This window comes from Streptacidiphilus albus JL83 (assembly GCF_000744705.1).
In the GTDB taxonomy this organism is placed as follows: Bacteria; Actinomycetota; Actinomycetes; order Streptomycetales; family Streptomycetaceae; genus Streptacidiphilus; species Streptacidiphilus albus.
Genome location: NZ_JQML01000001.1, coordinates 7034645 through 7052278, shown reverse-complemented (window position 1 = coordinate 7052278; position 17634 = coordinate 7034645). Strand labels below are relative to the sequence as shown.

20 protein-coding genes are annotated in these 17634 nt (G+C 69.5%); 4 read left to right on the top strand and 16 right to left on the bottom strand.

All coding sequences use genetic code 11. From position 1 onward, the window contains the following. Positions 1 to 283: 283 nt before the first annotated feature. Complete coding sequence (locus tag BS75_RS31055; RefSeq protein ID WP_034090623.1) at positions 284 to 706, bottom strand: PIN domain-containing protein; 423 nt, start codon at positions 704 to 706, stop codon at positions 284 to 286. Beyond that, positions 703 to 981 carry a ribbon-helix-helix domain-containing protein gene (locus tag BS75_RS31050; RefSeq protein WP_034094116.1) on the bottom strand — a complete coding sequence of 93 codons (279 nt, stop codon included), beginning with the start codon at positions 979 to 981 and terminating at the stop codon, positions 703 to 705. The genes BS75_RS31055 and BS75_RS31050 overlap by 4 nt, the downstream gene beginning before the upstream one ends. A 590-nt stretch (positions 982 to 1571) precedes the next feature. Here BS75_RS31050 and BS75_RS31045 point away from each other — a divergent pair. Beyond that, on the top strand, positions 1572 to 2258 hold the full coding sequence (locus tag BS75_RS31045; RefSeq protein ID WP_034090622.1) for a TerD family protein: 687 nt from the start codon (positions 1572 to 1574) through the stop codon (positions 2256 to 2258). A 387-nt stretch (positions 2259 to 2645) separates the two neighbouring features. On the opposite strand, the gene BS75_RS31040 is transcribed toward BS75_RS31045, so the two are convergent. From BS75_RS31040 to BS75_RS30995, 10 genes are all read right to left on the bottom strand, one after another. Continuing rightward, on the bottom strand, positions 2646 to 2912 hold the full coding sequence (locus BS75_RS31040) for a Txe/YoeB family addiction module toxin (RefSeq protein ID WP_034090621.1): 267 nt from the start codon (positions 2910 to 2912) through the stop codon (positions 2646 to 2648). After that, positions 2909 to 3178: a type II toxin-antitoxin system Phd/YefM family antitoxin gene (locus BS75_RS31035; protein WP_231607937.1), complete on the bottom strand. Its 270-nt coding sequence runs from the start codon at positions 3176 to 3178 to the stop codon at positions 2909 to 2911. The genes BS75_RS31040 and BS75_RS31035 overlap by 4 nt, the downstream gene beginning before the upstream one ends. Before the next feature lie 42 nt (positions 3179 to 3220). Next, positions 3221 to 3784, bottom strand: a complete 564-nt coding sequence (locus BS75_RS31030; protein ID WP_231607936.1) for an SMI1/KNR4 family protein — start codon at positions 3782 to 3784, stop codon at positions 3221 to 3223. 353 nt (positions 3785 to 4137) lie between these two features. After that, positions 4138 to 4899, bottom strand: a complete 762-nt coding sequence (locus tag BS75_RS31025) for a hypothetical protein (protein ID WP_152646148.1) — start codon at positions 4897 to 4899, stop codon at positions 4138 to 4140. A 77-nt stretch (positions 4900 to 4976) separates the two neighbouring features. Further along, positions 4977 to 6287: a HEAT repeat domain-containing protein gene (locus BS75_RS50755; protein WP_052069817.1), complete on the bottom strand. Its 1311-nt coding sequence runs from the start codon at positions 6285 to 6287 to the stop codon at positions 4977 to 4979. After that, on the bottom strand, positions 6284 to 6814 hold the full coding sequence (locus BS75_RS31015; protein ID WP_034090619.1) for a hypothetical protein: 531 nt from the start codon (positions 6812 to 6814) through the stop codon (positions 6284 to 6286). Before BS75_RS31015 ends, BS75_RS50755 begins: the two co-directional genes overlap by 4 nt. Before the next feature lie 263 nt (positions 6815 to 7077). Further along, positions 7078 to 8373: a radical SAM protein gene (locus BS75_RS31010; RefSeq protein ID WP_174515080.1), complete on the bottom strand. Its 1296-nt coding sequence runs from the start codon at positions 8371 to 8373 to the stop codon at positions 7078 to 7080. A gap of 17 nt (positions 8374 to 8390) precedes the next feature. Continuing rightward, entirely contained in the window at positions 8391 to 8855 is a 465-nt protein-coding gene (locus tag BS75_RS31005) for a PNPOx family protein (RefSeq protein ID WP_156164304.1), read from the bottom strand. 626 nt (positions 8856 to 9481) lie between these two features. Next, positions 9482 to 10348: an alpha/beta fold hydrolase gene (locus BS75_RS31000; protein ID WP_034090618.1), complete on the bottom strand. Its 867-nt coding sequence runs from the start codon at positions 10346 to 10348 to the stop codon at positions 9482 to 9484. A 41-nt stretch (positions 10349 to 10389) separates the two neighbouring features. Beyond that, a complete protein-coding gene (locus BS75_RS30995; RefSeq protein WP_042439943.1) occupies positions 10390 to 11067 on the bottom strand; it encodes a TetR/AcrR family transcriptional regulator in 678 nt (225 codons plus the stop codon). 101 nt (positions 11068 to 11168) lie between these two features. Between BS75_RS30995 and BS75_RS30990 the strand changes: the two genes are divergently transcribed. Then, positions 11169 to 11636 (top strand): DUF4345 domain-containing protein, encoded by a 468-nt coding sequence (locus tag BS75_RS30990; protein ID WP_081982742.1) that lies wholly within the window; start codon positions 11169 to 11171, stop codon positions 11634 to 11636. Positions 11637 to 11872: 236 nt separating this feature from the next. Here the strand turns inward: BS75_RS30990 and BS75_RS30985 are convergent, their stop codons facing one another. Further along, positions 11873 to 12622 carry a maleylpyruvate isomerase family mycothiol-dependent enzyme gene (locus BS75_RS30985; RefSeq protein WP_042439944.1) on the bottom strand — a complete coding sequence of 250 codons (750 nt, stop codon included), beginning with the start codon at positions 12620 to 12622 and terminating at the stop codon, positions 11873 to 11875. A gap of 452 nt (positions 12623 to 13074) precedes the next feature. Between BS75_RS30985 and BS75_RS30980 the strand changes: the two genes are divergently transcribed. Together BS75_RS30980 and BS75_RS30975 are read left to right on the top strand one after the other, a co-directional pair. Continuing rightward, on the top strand, positions 13075 to 13569 hold the full coding sequence (locus BS75_RS30980) for a Pycsar system effector family protein (protein ID WP_052069815.1): 495 nt from the start codon (positions 13075 to 13077) through the stop codon (positions 13567 to 13569). Further along, complete coding sequence (locus BS75_RS30975; RefSeq protein ID WP_042439945.1) at positions 13566 to 14285, top strand: Crp/Fnr family transcriptional regulator; 720 nt, start codon at positions 13566 to 13568, stop codon at positions 14283 to 14285. Before BS75_RS30980 ends, BS75_RS30975 begins: the two co-directional genes overlap by 4 nt. On the opposite strand, the gene BS75_RS30970 is transcribed toward BS75_RS30975, so the two are convergent. The 3 genes from BS75_RS30970 to BS75_RS30960 all read right to left on the bottom strand — a co-directional run bounded on the left by BS75_RS30970 (position 14263) and on the right by BS75_RS30960 (position 17609). Then, positions 14263 to 15831 (bottom strand): protein kinase family protein, encoded by a 1569-nt coding sequence (locus tag BS75_RS30970; protein WP_034090617.1) that lies wholly within the window; start codon positions 15829 to 15831, stop codon positions 14263 to 14265. The two genes, BS75_RS30975 and BS75_RS30970, sit on opposite strands and share 23 nt — an antisense overlap. Beyond that, positions 15828 to 16808, bottom strand: a complete 981-nt coding sequence (locus BS75_RS30965) for a protein phosphatase 2C domain-containing protein (RefSeq protein ID WP_152646149.1) — start codon at positions 16806 to 16808, stop codon at positions 15828 to 15830. The genes BS75_RS30970 and BS75_RS30965 overlap by 4 nt, the downstream gene beginning before the upstream one ends. A 117-nt stretch (positions 16809 to 16925) precedes the next feature. Next, positions 16926 to 17609 carry a vWA domain-containing protein gene (locus tag BS75_RS30960; protein ID WP_034090615.1) on the bottom strand — a complete coding sequence of 228 codons (684 nt, stop codon included), beginning with the start codon at positions 17607 to 17609 and terminating at the stop codon, positions 16926 to 16928. Between the last annotated feature and the right edge of the window lie 25 nt (positions 17610 to 17634).

The window sequence follows — 17634 nt, the reverse complement described above, 5'->3', positions numbered from 1 at the left end:
GCAGAGAGCCCGCACCGGCGAACGGTGCGGGCCCGCTGACCTGCGGAGGATACGAGATGCGAACTCTTGAGGGGTTGCCCCCAACACTCTTTCCAACTGTTCGTCCGGGCGGTTGGGCGGGTTCGCCACGGTCCCGGCCCGCAGGGCCGACTGCGGCAATGGCTCGCATGGACCGTCGTGAACGGGGCTGAATGCAACCCGAACCGCAACCCTTCGGTCAGCGACTGCCAAGCGTCTGGGAGCCGGCTTCGGCTGCAGCGGCAGATCGGTTGCGCAGGTGAGTTCAGACTCTCCTGACGACGATCCGGTCCGGCAGCAGCTTCTCCAGGTCGTCCACGTCGGAAGTGAAGACAGTGACGTGGCCTCGTTGCGAGAGCGCGACGACAGCGAGCATGGCGTCGATCGCGTACTTGTGACCGTGCAACTTGGTGTCGGCCAGGAGTCTACGAGCGCGTCGGGCTTCCTCCTTACCCAGGTCCGCGACCTTCACCCGGGAGAGAACCCAGTCCCAGCGCTGTTCCGTGGTCCTGCCGTCGTACGCCTCGACCAGCGTCATGGGTGAGGTGACGACGTCGGCCTCTCCGCGTGCCGCGAGGTCGAGCCAGCCGATCATTGTGCGATCCCCGCGGACGGCGAGCGAGAGCGCCTCGCAGTCCAGTACGAAGACGCGAAGCGGCTTCGCCTCGTGGTCGCGCTTCGGGGTCATGCGGCCTCGCCGGCTCGCCTGGCAGCAGCGGCCTGGCGGCGCTCGTGCTCGGCGTCCAAGTCGTCCAGTGCGTCGTAGGTTGCGGAGCGTTCGGATTCGGTGACCGGCCCGTGCTCCTCTTCGAGCCACTGCACGAGTTCCAGGAGTCGGTCACGGTCCCGCTTCGCGCGCAGCGCCTCAGTGACGTAGGCGGAGATACCACGCTCGTCCGCCTCGCTGCGGATCTCTTCGAGGAGATCCTCGGGGATGGTCACTGTCACCTTCTTCGATGCCATATAGATGACCATACTCGCCGTATATCCAGCCTGCAATGGCGCCGGCTCGGCGCTGCCACGCGATCCGTGCGCATGCACACCTCGACGAACCCGCTCCTGCTCGGCGTCCCGAGCGGATCGGCATGGCGATCATGAGCTGGTCCTCGGTCTCGACGGCCAAGCACCACCAGCACGTGGCCGACCCGATGCCGCACGACGAAGGTCGGAAGCTCGGCGGTCGGCTCTGGGAGACGGGGCAGAGCAGGATCTGGCCCAAGCGCCCGGGTCCGTGGCCCACGATCCCGACTGAGACCAGAAAGGCCGGACGGCAGCTCCACCACTCCGCGACCGGCTCACCGAAATGTGGTCATATGTTACGTATAGTCCATTATCCGATGGAGTCAAAACCGGCCTGCCACATGGTGCCCAGGTCCTCGCTGTCGTAGCCGTGCTGGAGCGCCCCGCAGCCCGATGCGCCGTCGAGCCCCGCGGAACGCCCTCCGGTTCATGGCGGAAACGGTCGCCAGGCCAGAGTCGTTGCGATGCGGCTTCAACCAGCCGACTGCGGCGAGGTGACCTCACGGTCCGTCAAGGGAAGGACAGCAGACGAAATGAGCGATTTCGGTAACCCCAACGAGGTAGCACCGGTCCCACTGGCCAAGGTGACGCTCACCAAGGCTTCCCCCCGGGTATCCCTCGACAAGTCGGCGCACGCCGGCCTCCTCACGGTCAATCTGAACTGGAACGCCAGAGGCTCACAGGACGCAGCCGCACCGCAGGGCAAGCGCGGCTGGCTGGGCAAGCTCCAGTCCGCTCTGCAGCCCGATGTCGGCATCGATCTCGACCTCGGCTGCCTGTGGGAGTTCACCGACGGCTCCAAGGGCGTGGTCCAGGCACTCGGAAACGCTTTCGAGGCACGCGACACGAACGGCCGGGCGGTAATCTCCCTGGACGGTGATGACCGTTCCGGATCCACGGCCGGAGGCGAGAACATGCGCATCGACCTGTCCCAGGCCGATGCCATTCGGCGCATCCTGGTCTTCGCGCTCATCTATGAGGGAACTCCGAACTGGGAGCAGGCTCAAGGTGTCGTGACCCTGGTGTCTCCCGGAGCGGCCCCGGTCGAATTGCATCTGGACGACGCGGGAGGGCAGGCGAAGATCTGCGCGATCGCACTCATTGAACACACTGGTGGCGAACTGTCCGTCCAGCGCGAGGTGCGCTACATCAACGGGGCCCAAGACGCGCTGGACAAGGCCTATGGCTGGGGTCTGAGCTGGTCCCCGGGCCGGAAATAGCGGCCGCGTGGGTGGGCCGCGAGCGGTTGGACCCGGGGCGTAGGCCGCGATGGCGACGCGACGCGGCCTCGTCAGCAGACCCGGCGAAAGTCTCATGAGACGAAAACTGAGACTGGAAACGCAGAGGGCCCGCACCGGTGAACGGTGCGGGCCCGCTGACCTGCGGAGGATACGAGATTCGAACCGTGAGGGGTTGCCCCCAACACGCTTTCCAACTGTTCGTCCGGGGGTTCAGCTGAGTACGCCACCGTCCCGACCTGCGGAGAAGTGCCCAGACGAGGGCTGGCCGGACACTCGCGGACGGGGATGAATGCAACTGGAACTGGAACTGCAACTGGCTGACATCCGCCCGGGTCCAACGCGTCGTGGCGATCGGAGCGAAACGGGCTACTTGCTGTAGTGGTAGCGGCAGGCGATGACGCACACCGTGTCGGCCTGCTCGTCGAGGACGTAAACCAGGCGGTGCTCCTGGTCGATCCGGCGGGACCATGCCCCGGCGAGTTCGTGGCGCAGGGGTTCGGGTTTGCCGATGCCCTCGTGGCCGTTGCGGCGGATGTCGTCGATCAGTTGGTTGATGCGCTTGAGTAGGCGGCGGTCGTTCGCCTGCCAGTAGAGGTAGTCGGTCCAGCCGCCGTCGGTGAACTGGATCTTCATGCGGACTGCTCGGTGGCGTCCTCGGGGTCGATCAGTTCACGGTTCTGGGTGCGACCTTCCTGGTAGTCCCGAAGGGACTGACGCAGGTGGTCGGCGTTGGCCGGGGAGCGCAGCAGGTAGTCGGTCTCACGGAGCGAGGCGTACTCGGCCAGGGGGACGACGACCAGCGGTTCATGGCCGGCCCGGGTGATGACGAGTTCTTCGGCGTCGTTCTCGACAGAGTCGAGCGCGGCAGCGAGGTTGCCGCGGAGCTCAGTCGCACTCATCGTCTTCATAGCGTACAGAATAGCGTACGCTTTTTGCCTGAACTAGGAGGCGAGCCGCTTCGTGGCCTCGGGCCAGGGCTGGGGCTCGAGTGCGTCCTCGGCCATCATGACCTCCTCCTCCCACCAGCCAGTGCCGTCGAGCCAGGAACTCAGCCACTGCGCGAGTGACGGCGAGTCGGTGAACCACGCCTCCGCCCAGTTTTGGGGGCCGGCGTTCGGCTCGAAGAGCAGGACCGGAGCATCGGGGTCCAGGCAGTCAACCGCGGCGTACATGCCGCAGCCCCAGTCCAGGATCGGCAGGATGCCGTGCGGCCAGTACTCGCAAGGGCCGCACTCGGCAACCACCGTCCGGCCCTCGCCGACCAGGGGCAGTAGGAGGTACCCGGGACCGAAGCCCCCGTTGGCCACCTCCTGGTACAGCCGGACCAGCAATCGCGGCAATGGGAAGCCGAGTTCGCGCTCGGCTGCGGCGACCTCTCGCTCGCCGACCCGAGCAGGGAGCTCGCCCCTCTCCTGGAGCGCGCATTCGCGGACGCGAGCGACGATGTCCGAGAGGGCGCCCATGCCGTCGGCTCCTGCACCGTGCTGATCGTCCATGCCTGTCATGGCCTGGAACATAGCGATAGCCACTGACAGCGTGACCTGTGGCTGCGCCGCCGCCGATGAGACTGCAACTGAGACAAAAATGCAGAGGGCCCGCACCGTCGGAACGGTGCGGGCACTCTGGCCTGCGGAGGATACGAGATTCGAACTCGTGAAGGGTTGCCCCCAACACGCTTTCCAGCTGTTCGTCCGGGTGTCCAGCGGGGTGCATCCGCGTCCTGACCTGCCGCTGAGTGAGGCCATCCACCCCCTGTGGACCCCTGCGAACGAGGCTGAATGCAACCCCAACTGCAACCCTCGCCGTAGCCTTGGCTCGCTGCTCTGAGTGGAGCACAGCCTGGACATTGCCACCGTGATCAGAACGGCGGGTCTTCTCGGAAGCCGCCGTTCCACAAGGGTGGCTCCGCGTTCTGCAACGGTGCTCCGAGGGTGCCAGGCCGCCGATGAGCTTGGCATCCCCAGGCTGTGCAGGCGTCGACGGCCCGAGAGCGGTGCCAACGGTCCTGGCTGCTCGCCAGGAGCCTGTGGAGCAACGGCATCAGTGCCTCACGATGCTGGGCGAGTTCCGGGGCTTCGACCATGGGAACCACTGCAATCAGTGCGGCGTCCCGCACTTCCTGGTCGGCGTCGGTGAGGAATGGCGCCACCGCGCGAAAGTACACCTGTCGTAGCGAGCGCAGGGCCTCCTGGGCCGGGTAGGGCTCAAAACCGCAGCGACGCCCCATTTCCACGCACGAGTCGTCAGCGTCATAGGCGACTTCGCCGAGCCAGTCCAGCAAGGCTGCGCGGAACGCTCTCGGCCTCAGTTCCGTCCCCGGATGCGTCTGGACATGTACCGGAGACGCAGCACGCGGATCGGACAGGATGCCGGCGACGTAGAGGGCCACGGGCACAGTTGCCTCGTAGGTCGAGTTCTGGTGACGCACCGGCTTCAGGTTGTTCAGGGCTTGCGCCTGTACGACCGGGTCGGGATCCAGTAGCGCGGTCAGCAGCGGTCGGGGGTCCCACTGGCCCGGGTGCGCGTGCTGCAGCGACTGCCAGTCCGTGTCGCGGAGCAGCACCTGCGGATCAGGTAGGCATGAAGCGGCAGTGTCGGCCTCGAAGTCGGGAAGGGTCACCCGCAAAGCGTATGAGGGCGCCACCATTGCCGTGATCACCGAAGAAGCTATCCAGGAAACGAAGGCGATCGACGCTGTCACATGCGAAGCGCTCCGCACGGGGCGCCGAGACGGCGGCCGTATTCGGTGAGGGCCAGCAGGCCGACTCCCTGTGCCGGGGTGCTGGCGTCGATCGACAGGGGGTCGATGCTCAGTTCCCCCGCCAGTTTGGTGGCCATTTCGAGCAGTTCCCACATCCATTCGTCGTCGTCCTCGTCAACTTCCAGGTGCGCCGCTGTCAACGCGGGCAGCCCGAGAACGGTCCGGCGCTCTTGCTCGTACGCGAGCGGTGCTCCGAGTTCCAGGTGCTGTGTGTCGTCGCCCGGGATGTAGGCGAGGCGGCGTACGGTATCGCCGTGCTCGGCGACCAGGACGGCCGATCCGTCGTTCTGGGCTCCATACCAGTACGCCTGGGCACGCCCGTACCGGGCGCTGAGGCGTTCGCACGCCTCCAGCACTGCGGCCTCGCGCTCAGCCGCGCTGGGGTCGCACCAGGAGCCGACCACCAGGGTCCAGCCCGCGAGTTCGGGCGTGACGAAAACTCTTCGGTACCGGTCGTGCGGGTCGTCGTCGAGCCCGCCGTGGCTGTCACAGTCCGCGGTGTTGACCCCGGCGGAGAACGGAACCGGATACGCATCGGACAGGCCCAGCATCCCCATGATGCCGGCCTGGTCGCCGGTGCTCACCGCGATCCAGGAGAGAAAGCAGCACGAGATGGGGACTGGTATGTCGTCCATCAGCTTGATCTGGACAAGACGCTCCAACGCTGCTCGGTCACGCGCACTGACCGCCGCCTCGCTGCCGATCTCCGCCAGGCACTCCAGGGCACCCCCGCGTGCCGCACCAGGCCCGTCACGACGCACTGACTGCAGCAGTGGCACTACAGCTGCTCCCCACGAGCAGAAGGCGCGGACAGCGACCCGGCGTACCCCCTCGTCACCGTCACCCAGCAGTGGTACCAGCAGGTTCGCTACGCGCAGCGCGTCCTCGCCGCAGCCGTTGACGCCCATGACCGCCGCCCGGCGTACGAAAGGATCGTCGTGGGCCAGCGCCCGCAGGTAACCCTCCAGCGCGGGGGTTCCCAACCGCGTGAACACCCGCAGTGCCCGCCAATGCGATCCCGGCACCGCGCCTTGCAGGACACCGAGCACCGGATCGAAGGCCGAGGCACTGATGCTGCACAGCGCCGAAAGCAGCGCGGTCTCCGTTACCGGGGAAGCGTCGTCGCGCAGTTCGCTCATGAGGGCGGGCAGCGCCGCAGGACCGAGTGCGACCAGGTTGGCGACAGCGGCGAGCCGCTCCGCCTCCTCGCTGGCTGACAGAGCCAGAACCAACTGCCGCACGGTCATGCCAGGTCCTTGAATAGTGCGTCGTACGGTTCGTCCTCCGGCGTGAAGACCAGAACGAAATCCCTGCCCGTCACAGTGACGGCCTCGCGCAGCCGGGCCAACGCATCAGCCTCCGCAGGAAGAGAGAGACCGAGGGCGGCTGCCACCCTGTCTCGTCGAGCCCAGAGATCGGGCATGTCCTCCAGGTACTCGGCAGCGAGCTCGCGGCTCTCCTCCGCAGTGAACGTCCGGCAGTCTTGCCACCATGGCACCACCAACAGCAGCCGCAGGAACTCGGGCAGCCCGACGGCGACCAGAGCCGCACGGCCTTCAGAGTCCGCGAACAGGATCGGCCGCTCCTCGCCGCCTGCACCGCAGAAGAAGTACGTGCCCCCGGCCCCGTGACCGGCAAAGCCCTCCAGCGCCGCCCCTGAGGCAAGGTGCACCTCTTCGCCGTGGTCGCCTCGGTCGAGGTCGAAGTCACCCGGCCAGGCCAGATAGGCGGCGGCATCGTCGTGTGTGCGAACGGCGGTGATCAGCGATTGCATGTGTCGCACCCTAGTGAGGGGAACTGACAGCCCGCTGCGGGTAGTGGCAAGCCTCGCCGGAGCCAGGCACCTGCGTCGGCCCGGTGTGGACAAAAATCAGGACAACGACGGGTGAGCGACGATGATGAAGGGCCGGACGCTAGGCGTCCGGCCCTTCATCTGCCCTGGCGGGCGGGTGCGGAGGATACGAGATTCGAACTCGTGAGGGGTTGCCCGCAACACGCTTTCCGAGCGTGCGTCGCGGTCCTGGGTCGGCCCGGGGCCTACAGCCGGTCCACGCGGATGACGTCCATGAAGGCGCTGACCGAGAACTCGGCGCTGCCGACTCCGGGCTTTCCGTAGCCGGGCGGAACCGGCAGGTTGTGCCCCTCGAAGATGTCGCGCCAGGTGTGGAGCAGCTTGACGAAGTACTCCAGCGGCGGGCCTTCCTGGCGGCCGAGGTCGCTGGTCGGCTCGGGGCACCAGGTCGTGAACCGGGGCACCACGCCACGGCTCATGAAGAAGTCGAGGCCCTCCGCCGTGGAGGCGATCGCCTGGTCGATCGACGTGAAACCGTGCGGCTGGGCCATCTCCACGCCGCCGACGAAGTTGGGGATCACGTGGGTGGGGCCGAAGATGTCCGCGGCGTCCAGGATCCGCTTCATCCACTCGTCCCGCCCCACGTAGCGGTCCTTGCCGGGGCAGATCCAGCTGAACAGGTCCTTGTCCCAGACCTCGTAGTTGGGGTGGTAGATCCGGTAGCCGGCCTCGTGCAGCATCCGGACCTCGTCCACCGGCAGTGCCTGCACGACCGCCTTCGGGATCCAGCGGCCCGGGAAGCGCGACTCGATCGCCTCGGCGAAGCGGGCGTAGAACTCGCCCTCGCGCATGCCGTCCAGCTTGCGGGTGATCGAGCCGCCGGTGACGGTGTAGGCCTTGGACACCGTGTCGTGCGCGTCGATGTGCGCCATCGCCTCGACGATGTCGTCGATCTCCTTCACCGCGGTGTACTCGCGGCCGTTCGCCCGCTGCTGGCGGAAGTTCTCGTTGAGGTCGCAGAAGCGGCATTCCTCGTCGCGTCCCCAGTACTGGCAGAGGCGGTAGACGGTCAGGTAGACCAGGTAGCCCCATTCGATGGCCGGGGCGATCTCGCTGATCTTGCGGCCCGAGCTGAGGGTCTGTCCGTAGTAGGCCGGGATCGGGGGGAATTCGAGGTCGGCGAGGGATCGGCCCTCGCAGGTAAGGGTGAGCTTCCCCGCGACGAGTTCCACGCGGTACGGACTGTCGGGGGCGACGCGGGTCGAGACCACGGTCTGGCGCAGTTCGTAGGGGCCACCGGTCAGCTTGATCTCCTCCGGGGCGCGGAAGCCGGCGTGCTCGGCCATCTCGGCGACCGGGACGAGGTCGAAGGTGAAGATGAAGTAGTCCTTGGGCTTGTACCCGCTCGCGAGCCGCAGCGCGTCCGGGCTGAAGGCCAGGCCCTGGCGGAGGATGTCCTGCTTGACGATCGCCTCCGGCGGCAGGTCCGGGAAGGCGGTCATCATCCGCTCCAGCTCGCCGATCGTCGTGCTCTCAGTCATTGGCCATCCAAGGAAGTTCAGTTGGGGCTGTAGGTGATCGTGGGCAACCAGGTGGGGCTGACCAGCGGCCAGTTCTGGCCGGTGAGAGTGAGCCTAACCCCGGTGGTGCCGTCGAGGCCGCGCCTGAAGCGTCGGACCGCCAGTGCGAGCATGGTCGACAGTCCGTACTTGTTGATGAGGGCCATGCGGTAGTCGACGGTCCGCTCGGCGGCGCAGATCGTGGCCTTCGCGGGCCACCTCGGACCGGTGGGGACGCCGTTGGCGTCGCATGCGGCGACCAGGACGCCCCGGCAGCGGCGGATCCGGTCGGCCTCGGGCGAGCGGGTGCTCAGCACGATGCCGAGGGCGGGTCCGTCCGCGATCACCCGGCAGGCGTGCTGCCGGGGCGTTCCGTCGGGTTCGTACGTGGTCAGGAGCACGTGCTTGCTGTCGGCCATACGGTACGGGTACGACGGGGTGAGTTGGTTCCTGTTCGGCGTCATGGCGTCCGTCCCGAGGTCGCGGGTCACTGGTCGCTGGGCATTGATCGCTGGTCATTGGCCGCTGGGCGTTGGTGGCCGGGATCGGTGGCCGCCGGTTCACTGGTCGCCGTGTTGTCCGTGTCCGTGTCCGTGCCCGGTCAGCTCCGCGTGCTCCTCGGCGGTCGGCCTGGCGATCTGGCTCTGCGGGCCGAAAGCGCTGGAGAGCCGGGCACGGAGCCGACCGAGCGGCTTCGTCCTGCCTCTGACTCCATTCTCGTCCACCGCGGCCGGCAGTTCGAGGGGTGCGGGCTGCTCGTGTACGGTCAGCCGGAAACGTTCGCCCTGCGGGAGCTGCGGGAGCTGCGGGAGCTGCGGGAGCTGCGGGAGCTGCTCGTGGATCTCGACGAACTCTCCGTGCGGCAGCCGTGTTCAGCGCCGAATCGAACGCCGCGCTGGTGCCGCGCTCGTGCCACCCTCGCAGGGCACCAGCAGCACCCGGCTGTCGGCCACCCACAGGTTCCCCTCGCTGTGGAAGGCGATGCCCAGCGGCCGTCACCCGCCCTCGCCGGGGCGCCAGCGGGCGGCACGCCGCTGCCGCCCCGGGGATCAACTGGACGGACGCCGTCGCCTCCGACGCCGACCGCCCGCTACGCGCCGCCTCGGCTCAGGAACTCGCCGACGGTCCGGCCGAAGAACTCCGGGTCGTCCAGCCACGGGAAGTGGGCGGTGCCCGGCTGGACGACGAGTTCCCCGCGCGGGAAGAGCGCAGCGACCTCCGCCGCCTTGTCCGGGCGGGGCGACGGGTCCAGCTCACCGGCCAGCACCAGGACCGGCGCGTCGAGCTTGACCAGCACCTCGCGCACCTCCGCCGCGTCGTCGAACGCCCCGGGACCGGGGTAGGCCTGCGCGGCTTCCTCGTTGTAGCCGTCCTCGCCGGCGGCGGCGTGCGCGGCTGCGGCCGCGTCCCAGCGGCCGTAGCTGAGCCGGTCCAGCAACTGCCAGTCGTCCTCGGTGCCTGCCCCCGACATCGCCCGCTCGAAGGCGGGCACCACCTCGTCGTACCAGGGCTCGCCGCTGCGCAGCGCGAGTGCCTCGCGCCGTCCTTCGAGCGGGAAGTCGATCCCGGCCGCCCGGGCCCGGGCGGTCACCAGCACCAGCGACCGGACCCGCTCCGGATACCGGCCGGCGTAGAGCAGCGCGAGATCGCCGGAGGCGGAGTGGGCCAGTATGTCGATCCGGTCCAGCCCGAGGTGGGCCCGAAGTGCTTCGACGTCGTCCACCTGACGGTCGACCCGGTAGCTCGACGGGTCGGCCGGGGTCTCGGACTCCCCCGTGCCGCGCAGGTCGAGCAGTACCAGCGGACGCCCTGCGACGGCCGACAGGCCGCCCAGGTCACCGAGGTAGGCGGAGGCCTGCATCGGCCCCCCGGGGAGGCAGACCAGCGGAGCGCCCTCCCCCACGGTCAGGGTGCGGTAGGCGAGACGGGTTCCGTCCGGAGCTGAAAATATAGGCATCCGGCCATCCTGGCACCGGCCGCCCAACACCCGCCACGCACTTATGGGGTGCCGGACAGGCCCGGGGTGGACCCGCCCGGGGCGGACCCGCCCGGGGCGGACCCGCCGGAGGCGGACTCGCCGAGCGCCGGTTCCGTCGGGAGCAGGGGGCCAAGGGCGCCGAGGACCGCGCCGACGCAGACGTCGCGGAGCTGGTCGCGGGTGCAGGTCTCCTTGGTGAGCCAGTCGACGACCAGGGTCTGGACGAAGACCAGCCAGCTCTTCAGCACGCCCGAGACCGCCTCCCGGGTGGCGGCGTCGACGATCGGCAGGCCGACGAGCAAGTGCGCACGCAGGGAGTCCAGTTCACCGTTCATGATCGTCTGAATGACCTGGTCGCCGGCCAGGACCCGGTTCGCGGCCAGCACGGCGTGGCGGTTGGCAACGAAGTAGTCCAGGTGCACGTCCATGCCCTGGTTGAGCTGTTCGAGGAGCGAGTCGGCCGGATCGAGGCGCGTCTCCGCCAGCAGCCGGTCGGCCGCCTCCTGGTAGACGGCGGCGAAGAGCGCGTGCTTGCTCGGAAAGTGACGGTAGAGGAGCGCCCGGGACACGCCGGCCTGCTGGGCGACCTCCTCCATCAGCACGTCCTCGTAGGGGTGCTCCGCGAACATCCGCGCCCCGACGGCGAGCAGTTGGGCACGGCGGTCGGCTGGGTCGAGGCGCTTGCGGGGAGGCGGCACGCGGACAGCTTACTTGACACGCGTCTACTTACCGGTCCTATCCTGATGGCAGAGCTAGTAGACACGTGTCAACTAGCCTGACGACGGGATGGTGGTGGACCATGGCCAGAACACTCCGGCTGCTCGTCCAGCTCATGGGGTGGGCCTGCGTGGCGATCGGGCTGTGGCACCTCGCGCTCGGCAATGCGGCGATCCCCGGCGCCGGGAACGCGGGGACCACGATCGACAGCTGGGGCCGCTTCATGGGCGCGAGCTTCACCGGGTACGGCCTGGCCTGGCTCTGGGCCGCCCGGCAACGGCCGATCCCGGCCAGCGCGGTGCGCTGGCTCGCCGGGGTCTTCCTGCTCGGCGGGTTCGGCCGCGTCCTCTCGCTCGCCCTGCACGGCTGGCCGCAGTGGTTCCAGATCGTGCTCTCGGTACTTGAGCTCGGGCTGCCTCCCGTCTACTTCTGGCTGGCGAAGGCCGACGAGCGGGCAGCCGGGGCCACGGACGGCGGTCCGACAGCGACGACAGGGACGAGGACAGGAACAGGAACAGGAACGGGGACGAAGCAGGCGGCCGGCGCGTGAGGGCTCTCACGACCTGCGGCTGGCGGAGAGCGTGGCCGGGGTCGGGCCGTCGGGCCGTCGGGCCGTCGGGTCGGACGGTGATGCTGTAGGAGGCCTTCGCAGGAATGGACTGGAAAGTCAGAGCGTGAGCGGGCAGCGGGTGTTCGAGCAGGACGGTCGACTCGCGCAGGGCGAACTGCAGGCCGAGGCAGGCGCGCGGGCGCCGGGGACTCGGGCGGCGCGGCGCCATGGCCGGATCAGGACCAGCCGGGGGACGGCGGGAGCGGCCAGTTCGGCGGGGTCGGCAGCGGGTGTCCCGCCTGCAGCGGCCCGGAGGTGTCGCGGCCGGCCAGCCAGGCGAGGAGGGCGTGGCCCGCGCCACTGACGCCGGGGCCGGTCGGGGCAAGGGTCCAGATGCGGTCGAGGTCGGTGGCCTCGATGCGGGAGACGGGGAAGTCGCGGGCACGGAGCGTGGCGACCGTGGCGTCGAGGGCCCACCCGACGTAGTCCTCGGGCCAGTCGGCGGCGGTGTAGCCGAGACTCAGGTCGACGTGGTGGGTTTCGAGTTCGCGTCGGGCACGGTGCAGGACGAACCAGGCAGGGTGCCGCCAGCCGGCGAGGGCGGTCACCATCGTGGGCCAGCGCTCGGCGGCCATGGACTCGGCCTCGTCGAGCATCCGCCCCATGCCGTCCAGTACGTCGGCGACGAGTTCGGCAGCGTCTCGTCCGGCGCCGTCGCGCAACGCGCGCTCCAGCGCGGGGCCGTCCGCGCGCGGTCCGGGCTCGACGCCGGTGCGGGCCAGCGTCAGCAGCCACCGGTAGACGTCGGCGCTGCTGGCCAGATGAGTGAGGACATGCCCTCGGCTCCATCCGGGCAGCGCGGACGGCTCGCGGGCCGCAGTGTCGTTCAGCTTGTCGAGGGTGGCCGTGAGCCGCGCCACGGAGCGACGGACGGCTCCGAGAAGGTCGGCGAGGTCTGCCCGGCCGAGATAGGCAGTGTCGGTCATGGACCCGCACTCTATGACAGCCCGGTGAGCGGGACACTGATCGAGGTGCTGCCATCGGCGACGACCCGTTCGCCGATAATGCCCCGGCCGAGCACGGCGCTCAGCGTCACGGCGAATCGCAGCCCCTGCCCCCGTCGGATGCACCTCATGATCGCTGCCACCGCCGCCCATGGACTCCCGCTCTTCACGCGGAACGCCGATGACTTCAAGGGGCTGGGGCAGGGACTCGACGTCATCCCCGTGTGGGCGTCCCCGTCCGCCTGCGCCGGCTGCTCGACTCCCTCGGCAGGGGACTCGCCCGGCGGGGAACTCGCTCCGTGGGGACGGCTCACCCCCAGTAGCTGCGACTATCCGCCACAGGCTGTTGCATCCCCGCTTCGCAGATATCCTGCGCTGAAGAACTGGCTTACTGCACGTCGGAGTTGACGGGTCTTCTCACCACGGGGGGTTCAGTGTCGGACGAGCGCGCGATCGAGACTGCCTGGCACATCCACGGCCACCTGAACGATCTCACGAGCAAGATCGACGCCAAGGCGTCCTTCGCGTTGGCGCTGGAGTCGGGCGCCCTGGGCGGAGTGGTGGCCCTGTCGGGGAGCGGTCACCGGCTCGGGCAGCTGGTGGGGTGGCCGGCGCAGGTGCTCTTCTGGGCCGGCGTGACCGTTCTGGGGCTGGGCGCGCTGGCCGCCGTGCTGGTGGTGCTACCACGTGGCGGAGACGGCCGCGACCGTACCGCGCCGAGGGGCTGGATCTACTACGGCGACCTGCGCCACTGGACACCGGAGGAGCTGACCGTCCGGCTCAGCAACGGCGACGCGCTGCCCGCGCTCAGCCGGCAGCTGGTTGCGCTGAGCCGGATCGCCTGGATCAAGGACCGGGGCGTGCGGCACTCCCTGTCCCTGGCATGTCTCGGCGGCGTGCTGATCGCGCTGGCGGACGTGGTGGGATGACGGGCACCAGGACTGCGTGGCGGGCACGGGGGGAGGACAGCGGTGCGACCTTCTGGTCGTGGCTCGGGCAGGACGCCCGGGACGCGCTGGTCCGTGGCGCACGCCCGGTCCGCTACCGGTCGGGGGACACGCTGCTGCGTGCCGGTGACCACTCGGACCACCTGGTCGTGGTGCGGTCCGGTTGCGTCAAGGTGGTGCTGGACTCCAGCTCCGGACACAGCGCGGTGCTGGCACTGCGCGGCCCGGGTGACCTGCTCGGCGAACAGGCCGGGATCGGCGCGACCACCCGCAGTGCGACACTGCTGGCCCTCACCGACGTCACCTGCTGGACGCTGCCCCTGGCCGAGTTCCGTCGGCTCCAGCAGGCCGAAGCCGACATCGGCGCAGCGCTGCAGCGGGTCCTGTCCCAGCGGTTGCGGGAGGCGGACCGGATGCGCGCGGCAGCGGCAGAGCCGGTGCAGACCCGGCTTGCCGCGCTGCTGCTGGAACTCGGGGACCGCTACGGGTCCGACAGCGGTGACGGGCGGGTACGCATCCGTCTGCCGCTGTCCCAGGACGACCTGGCCGGCCTTGTCGTCAGCTCGCGCCGCACCGTGAGCCGGGTCTTCGAGCAGTGGCGCCAGAACGGCTGGGTGGTCACCGGTCGGCTGGAGGTGCTGCTGCTGCGCGTGGACGTATTGCAGAAACTGGCCCTCACAACTGGTCAGCCGTCCTGACGGTCAGGCCGTACTGCTGGGCGATGGGCGTCCAGACCGTGACGAACGTCTGCTTGTCGGCGGTTGCCAGCTGGCTGTCGCTGGAGGCGGTGTCCCAGTTCGAGGTGTGAACGGCCCCGTTGCCGCAGCTCTGGTTCTGGACGTCCTGGGCCCAGTTCGCGAACGCCTGGTCGGCCTGGACCGAGTCGGTCCAGGCCTGTTCGAGGTCGCTGACGACCTGGCTGCCGTCGGGGAGTGCCGAGACGTCCAGCTGGCCCAGTTGGTCGAGCAGGTTCTCCCGGGTCTGCGCCGCCTGTTGCAGCGCTGACACGTCGCTGCTCAGGTCCCCACCGCTGGTGCAGTCGTCGATGTCCGTCACCGCATTGGTCACCTGACTCCGGGTGCCGTCGTTCTGCGACAGCAGCTGGTCGATCGCCGCGGCCTGCTGCTGGGCTCCGTCCGTGTCCGACGCACCGGTCGTGGCACTGGCCGCCGAGCTCCCGCCCGAGTCCGTGGCGGCGGCTCCGTGGTGGGTGGCGACGGCCCAGACGATGATCAGCAGGACCAGCGCGCCCAGTACCTGCAGCAGCACCCGCGGCCTGATGGCCGGCGCCGTCGGCGGAGGCTTCTTCAGCGCCGACGGTGTCGGTTGTGCGCCGCCGACCGACGGCGCCGGGGCAGGGCGGGGCGGGGACGGCGGCGGGGTGCCGGCCTTGCCCGCCGCCTCACGGAGCGGCCCCGTCCAGCCACCCGGCCGCGGTCGGCGGGACGGGTCGGCGTGCGCGCTGAGATCCGCCAACTCGCCCAGCCTGGGCGAGATTCGGCGGAGCACGTCGGCGTGGAACCCGTCCTGTTCCTTGGCCAGCAGCCGGGTGGCGAGCTTGCCGAACTTCGCGGCGTCGGTTGCCTGGGTCGCGATCAGCTCCCCTGCCGCCGAGGACCACCCGGGTGTCTCCACCTGGGGCAGCGCGTCGCATCCAGCCAGCCGCATGGCGTCGCAGTCGATGAAGAAGCTGCTGGGGCTGGGTCGAAGCCGGTAGAGGACGTTCTTCGGCGAGAAGTCGCCCACCACGATGCCGAGTCGGTGCAGCCGGTCCATGGCCTCGGCCACTTCGGCCAGCAGGAGCAGCCGCTGCTCCGTTCCCGGCAGCGGAATCTGCGCGCGGTGGACGTACTCGTCGGGGTTCAGCAGGAACTCCAGTCCTGCCACCCGTTCCGCGCCGGCCGCGGTCACGAAGAAGTCCCGCGGCACCAACCGCATCAGGAACCCGCAGGTGCTGCCGGATCCGTCCTCGACGACCGCCGCCGGCCAGCAGGTGTTCTCGCAGAGCCAGCGCGCGTCCGCCTCGTCCAGCTCGGCCGGGAGGTCCGCCATCTTTCGCAGCACACTGACGTTCAGCCTGGGCCGGATCTCGGGCTTGTAACGCTTGTAGGCGACCTCCCACTGCTGGTTGATCCGCCGGTTCGCCACTCGGAAGACCTCGCCCTGGCCGCCCTTCCCGAGCGGCTCCTGGCCGAGGTCCAGCTCCTCCTCCCGGACCGGCGCCGTCACCCGCGGTGCCGTCATGTGCAGCCTCCGGCGGGCTGCCGGCGCTGCCAGACGGCGAGCAGCGTCCGGTCGTCGTCGAAGGTCTCCCTGGAGAAGTCCAGCAGGTGCGCGAACTCCAGTGCCGGCGGCGGCGCTGCCAGTCGTTCGGCGAAGAACCGGCCGACGTGACCGACGCCGTCACCGAGCGGCCCGCCGAACCCGTCGGTGCCGACCAGCAGGACCGCGTGCTCCGGCAGGACGAAGCCGCGCGGGGTGAGCCCGCTGCTCACATAGGGCAGCGGACGGACGGCGGACGAGGCGACCTCCTGCGCCTTGGGCGGCGGCGGCTCCCAGACCGCCTCGTAGGCGCCGCCATTGAGCACCCAGGCGTTGGAGTCCCCGATGCGGACCACCGCGACCTGGAGCCCGGTCGACGTGGGAGTGGCCAGCCCGGCCACGAGCGTCGTCGCGAGCAGCTGCGCGGTCTCGTTGACGGTGACAGATCCGGCCGTGGCGCGCTCCAGCACCCGGGAGGCGTGGTCACGAAGGGCGTACGCGGCGGCGCTGAGCACCTGCGGCAGGTCGATGTCGGCGTGCGCGCGGTTCCCGTCGAGCTGGGCGACAACAGTGTCCACGGCGGTGCGGCAGGCCAGAGTGGCGCCCAGATGCGGCTGCCGCGCCTTGGAGACGCCGTCGGCCACGGCGAAGACCAGGGCCCCGGTACGGGGATCCACGGCGAGCGCCACATCGTCCTCGCGGGGACGATCACCGTAGCGATGGCCGTCTCCGCGCACGGACGCCATCCGGACGGTGAACGCGTCCGTCGACCAGCCGTCGACGATGGTGTCGGGCCGGTACGACAGGGAGGTCGCACCAGGCGGTCGCGGCTCGAACACGGTGCTGGGGACGCCGACCGAGGCCCGTCGTGGGAAGCCCTCGGGCCCGGCGCCGTCGGCTGCCGAAGGCGCCGGGACGAAGAGCGGCTGCGGGCCCAGGACGTTGCTCCAGTCGTCCATCCAGTCGTCGACATTCCGTTGGTCGGGCGACCGGTGCCGGCCCGGGGGGAGTTCACGCGGACCGGGTGCGGCCGGCTCGTCCGGGCGGAAGGCTCGGAAGTTCACGCCGCGCCCCGCTCAGACCACGTCGATGGCCATGCGGAAGCCGACCGGCTTCTCCACGACCAGTTCGGGGGAGTCTCCGCCCAGCGAGAGGCCGGACTCGATGACGCTGGTGGTCAGCGCGGTGCAGAACTTGGCGATCGCGGCGCCGACGTCGGTGCCGGGGATCGAGACGAAGGCGTAGTCCGGGTCGGTGGCCACCTGCACGATGGTGGCTGCCTCCACGTCCTCACCGATGCCGCAGGCGATGATGTTCGGCGCCGCACGGGTGATCCCGCGGTCGGTCAGCTCGTGGTGCGGGGTGGTCCAGTCCTCGCGGCTGTTCGGCTGCCCGTCCGTCAGCATGAAGACCGCCGGGCGGTGGACCGTGTAGCCCTGCTGCTTGAGCTCGGTGATGTCCCTGGGGATGGAGGCGAGCAGCTCCTGGAAGGCCGCTCGGTAGCTGGTGCCGCCGCCGTCGCTCTTCAGGAGCGGGAGCTCGTTCTCCCGACGGAGGTCGGCCGCGCGGAGTCGGACGGTGGCCCGGTGGGAGAAGCCGATCACCGAGAAGCGGACCTTGGCCGCCGCCATGGGCTCGCCGAGCAGCGCGGCGTGCAGGGAGGAGAGCCCGGCGTTGAGCTCGGCGATGTGCGGTGCCATGGAGCCCGACTCGTCGGCGAGCACGTACATGGGGACGAGATTGCCTCTGTTGTCATTCATGGAGGCGGACCTGCCTTCTCAGGAG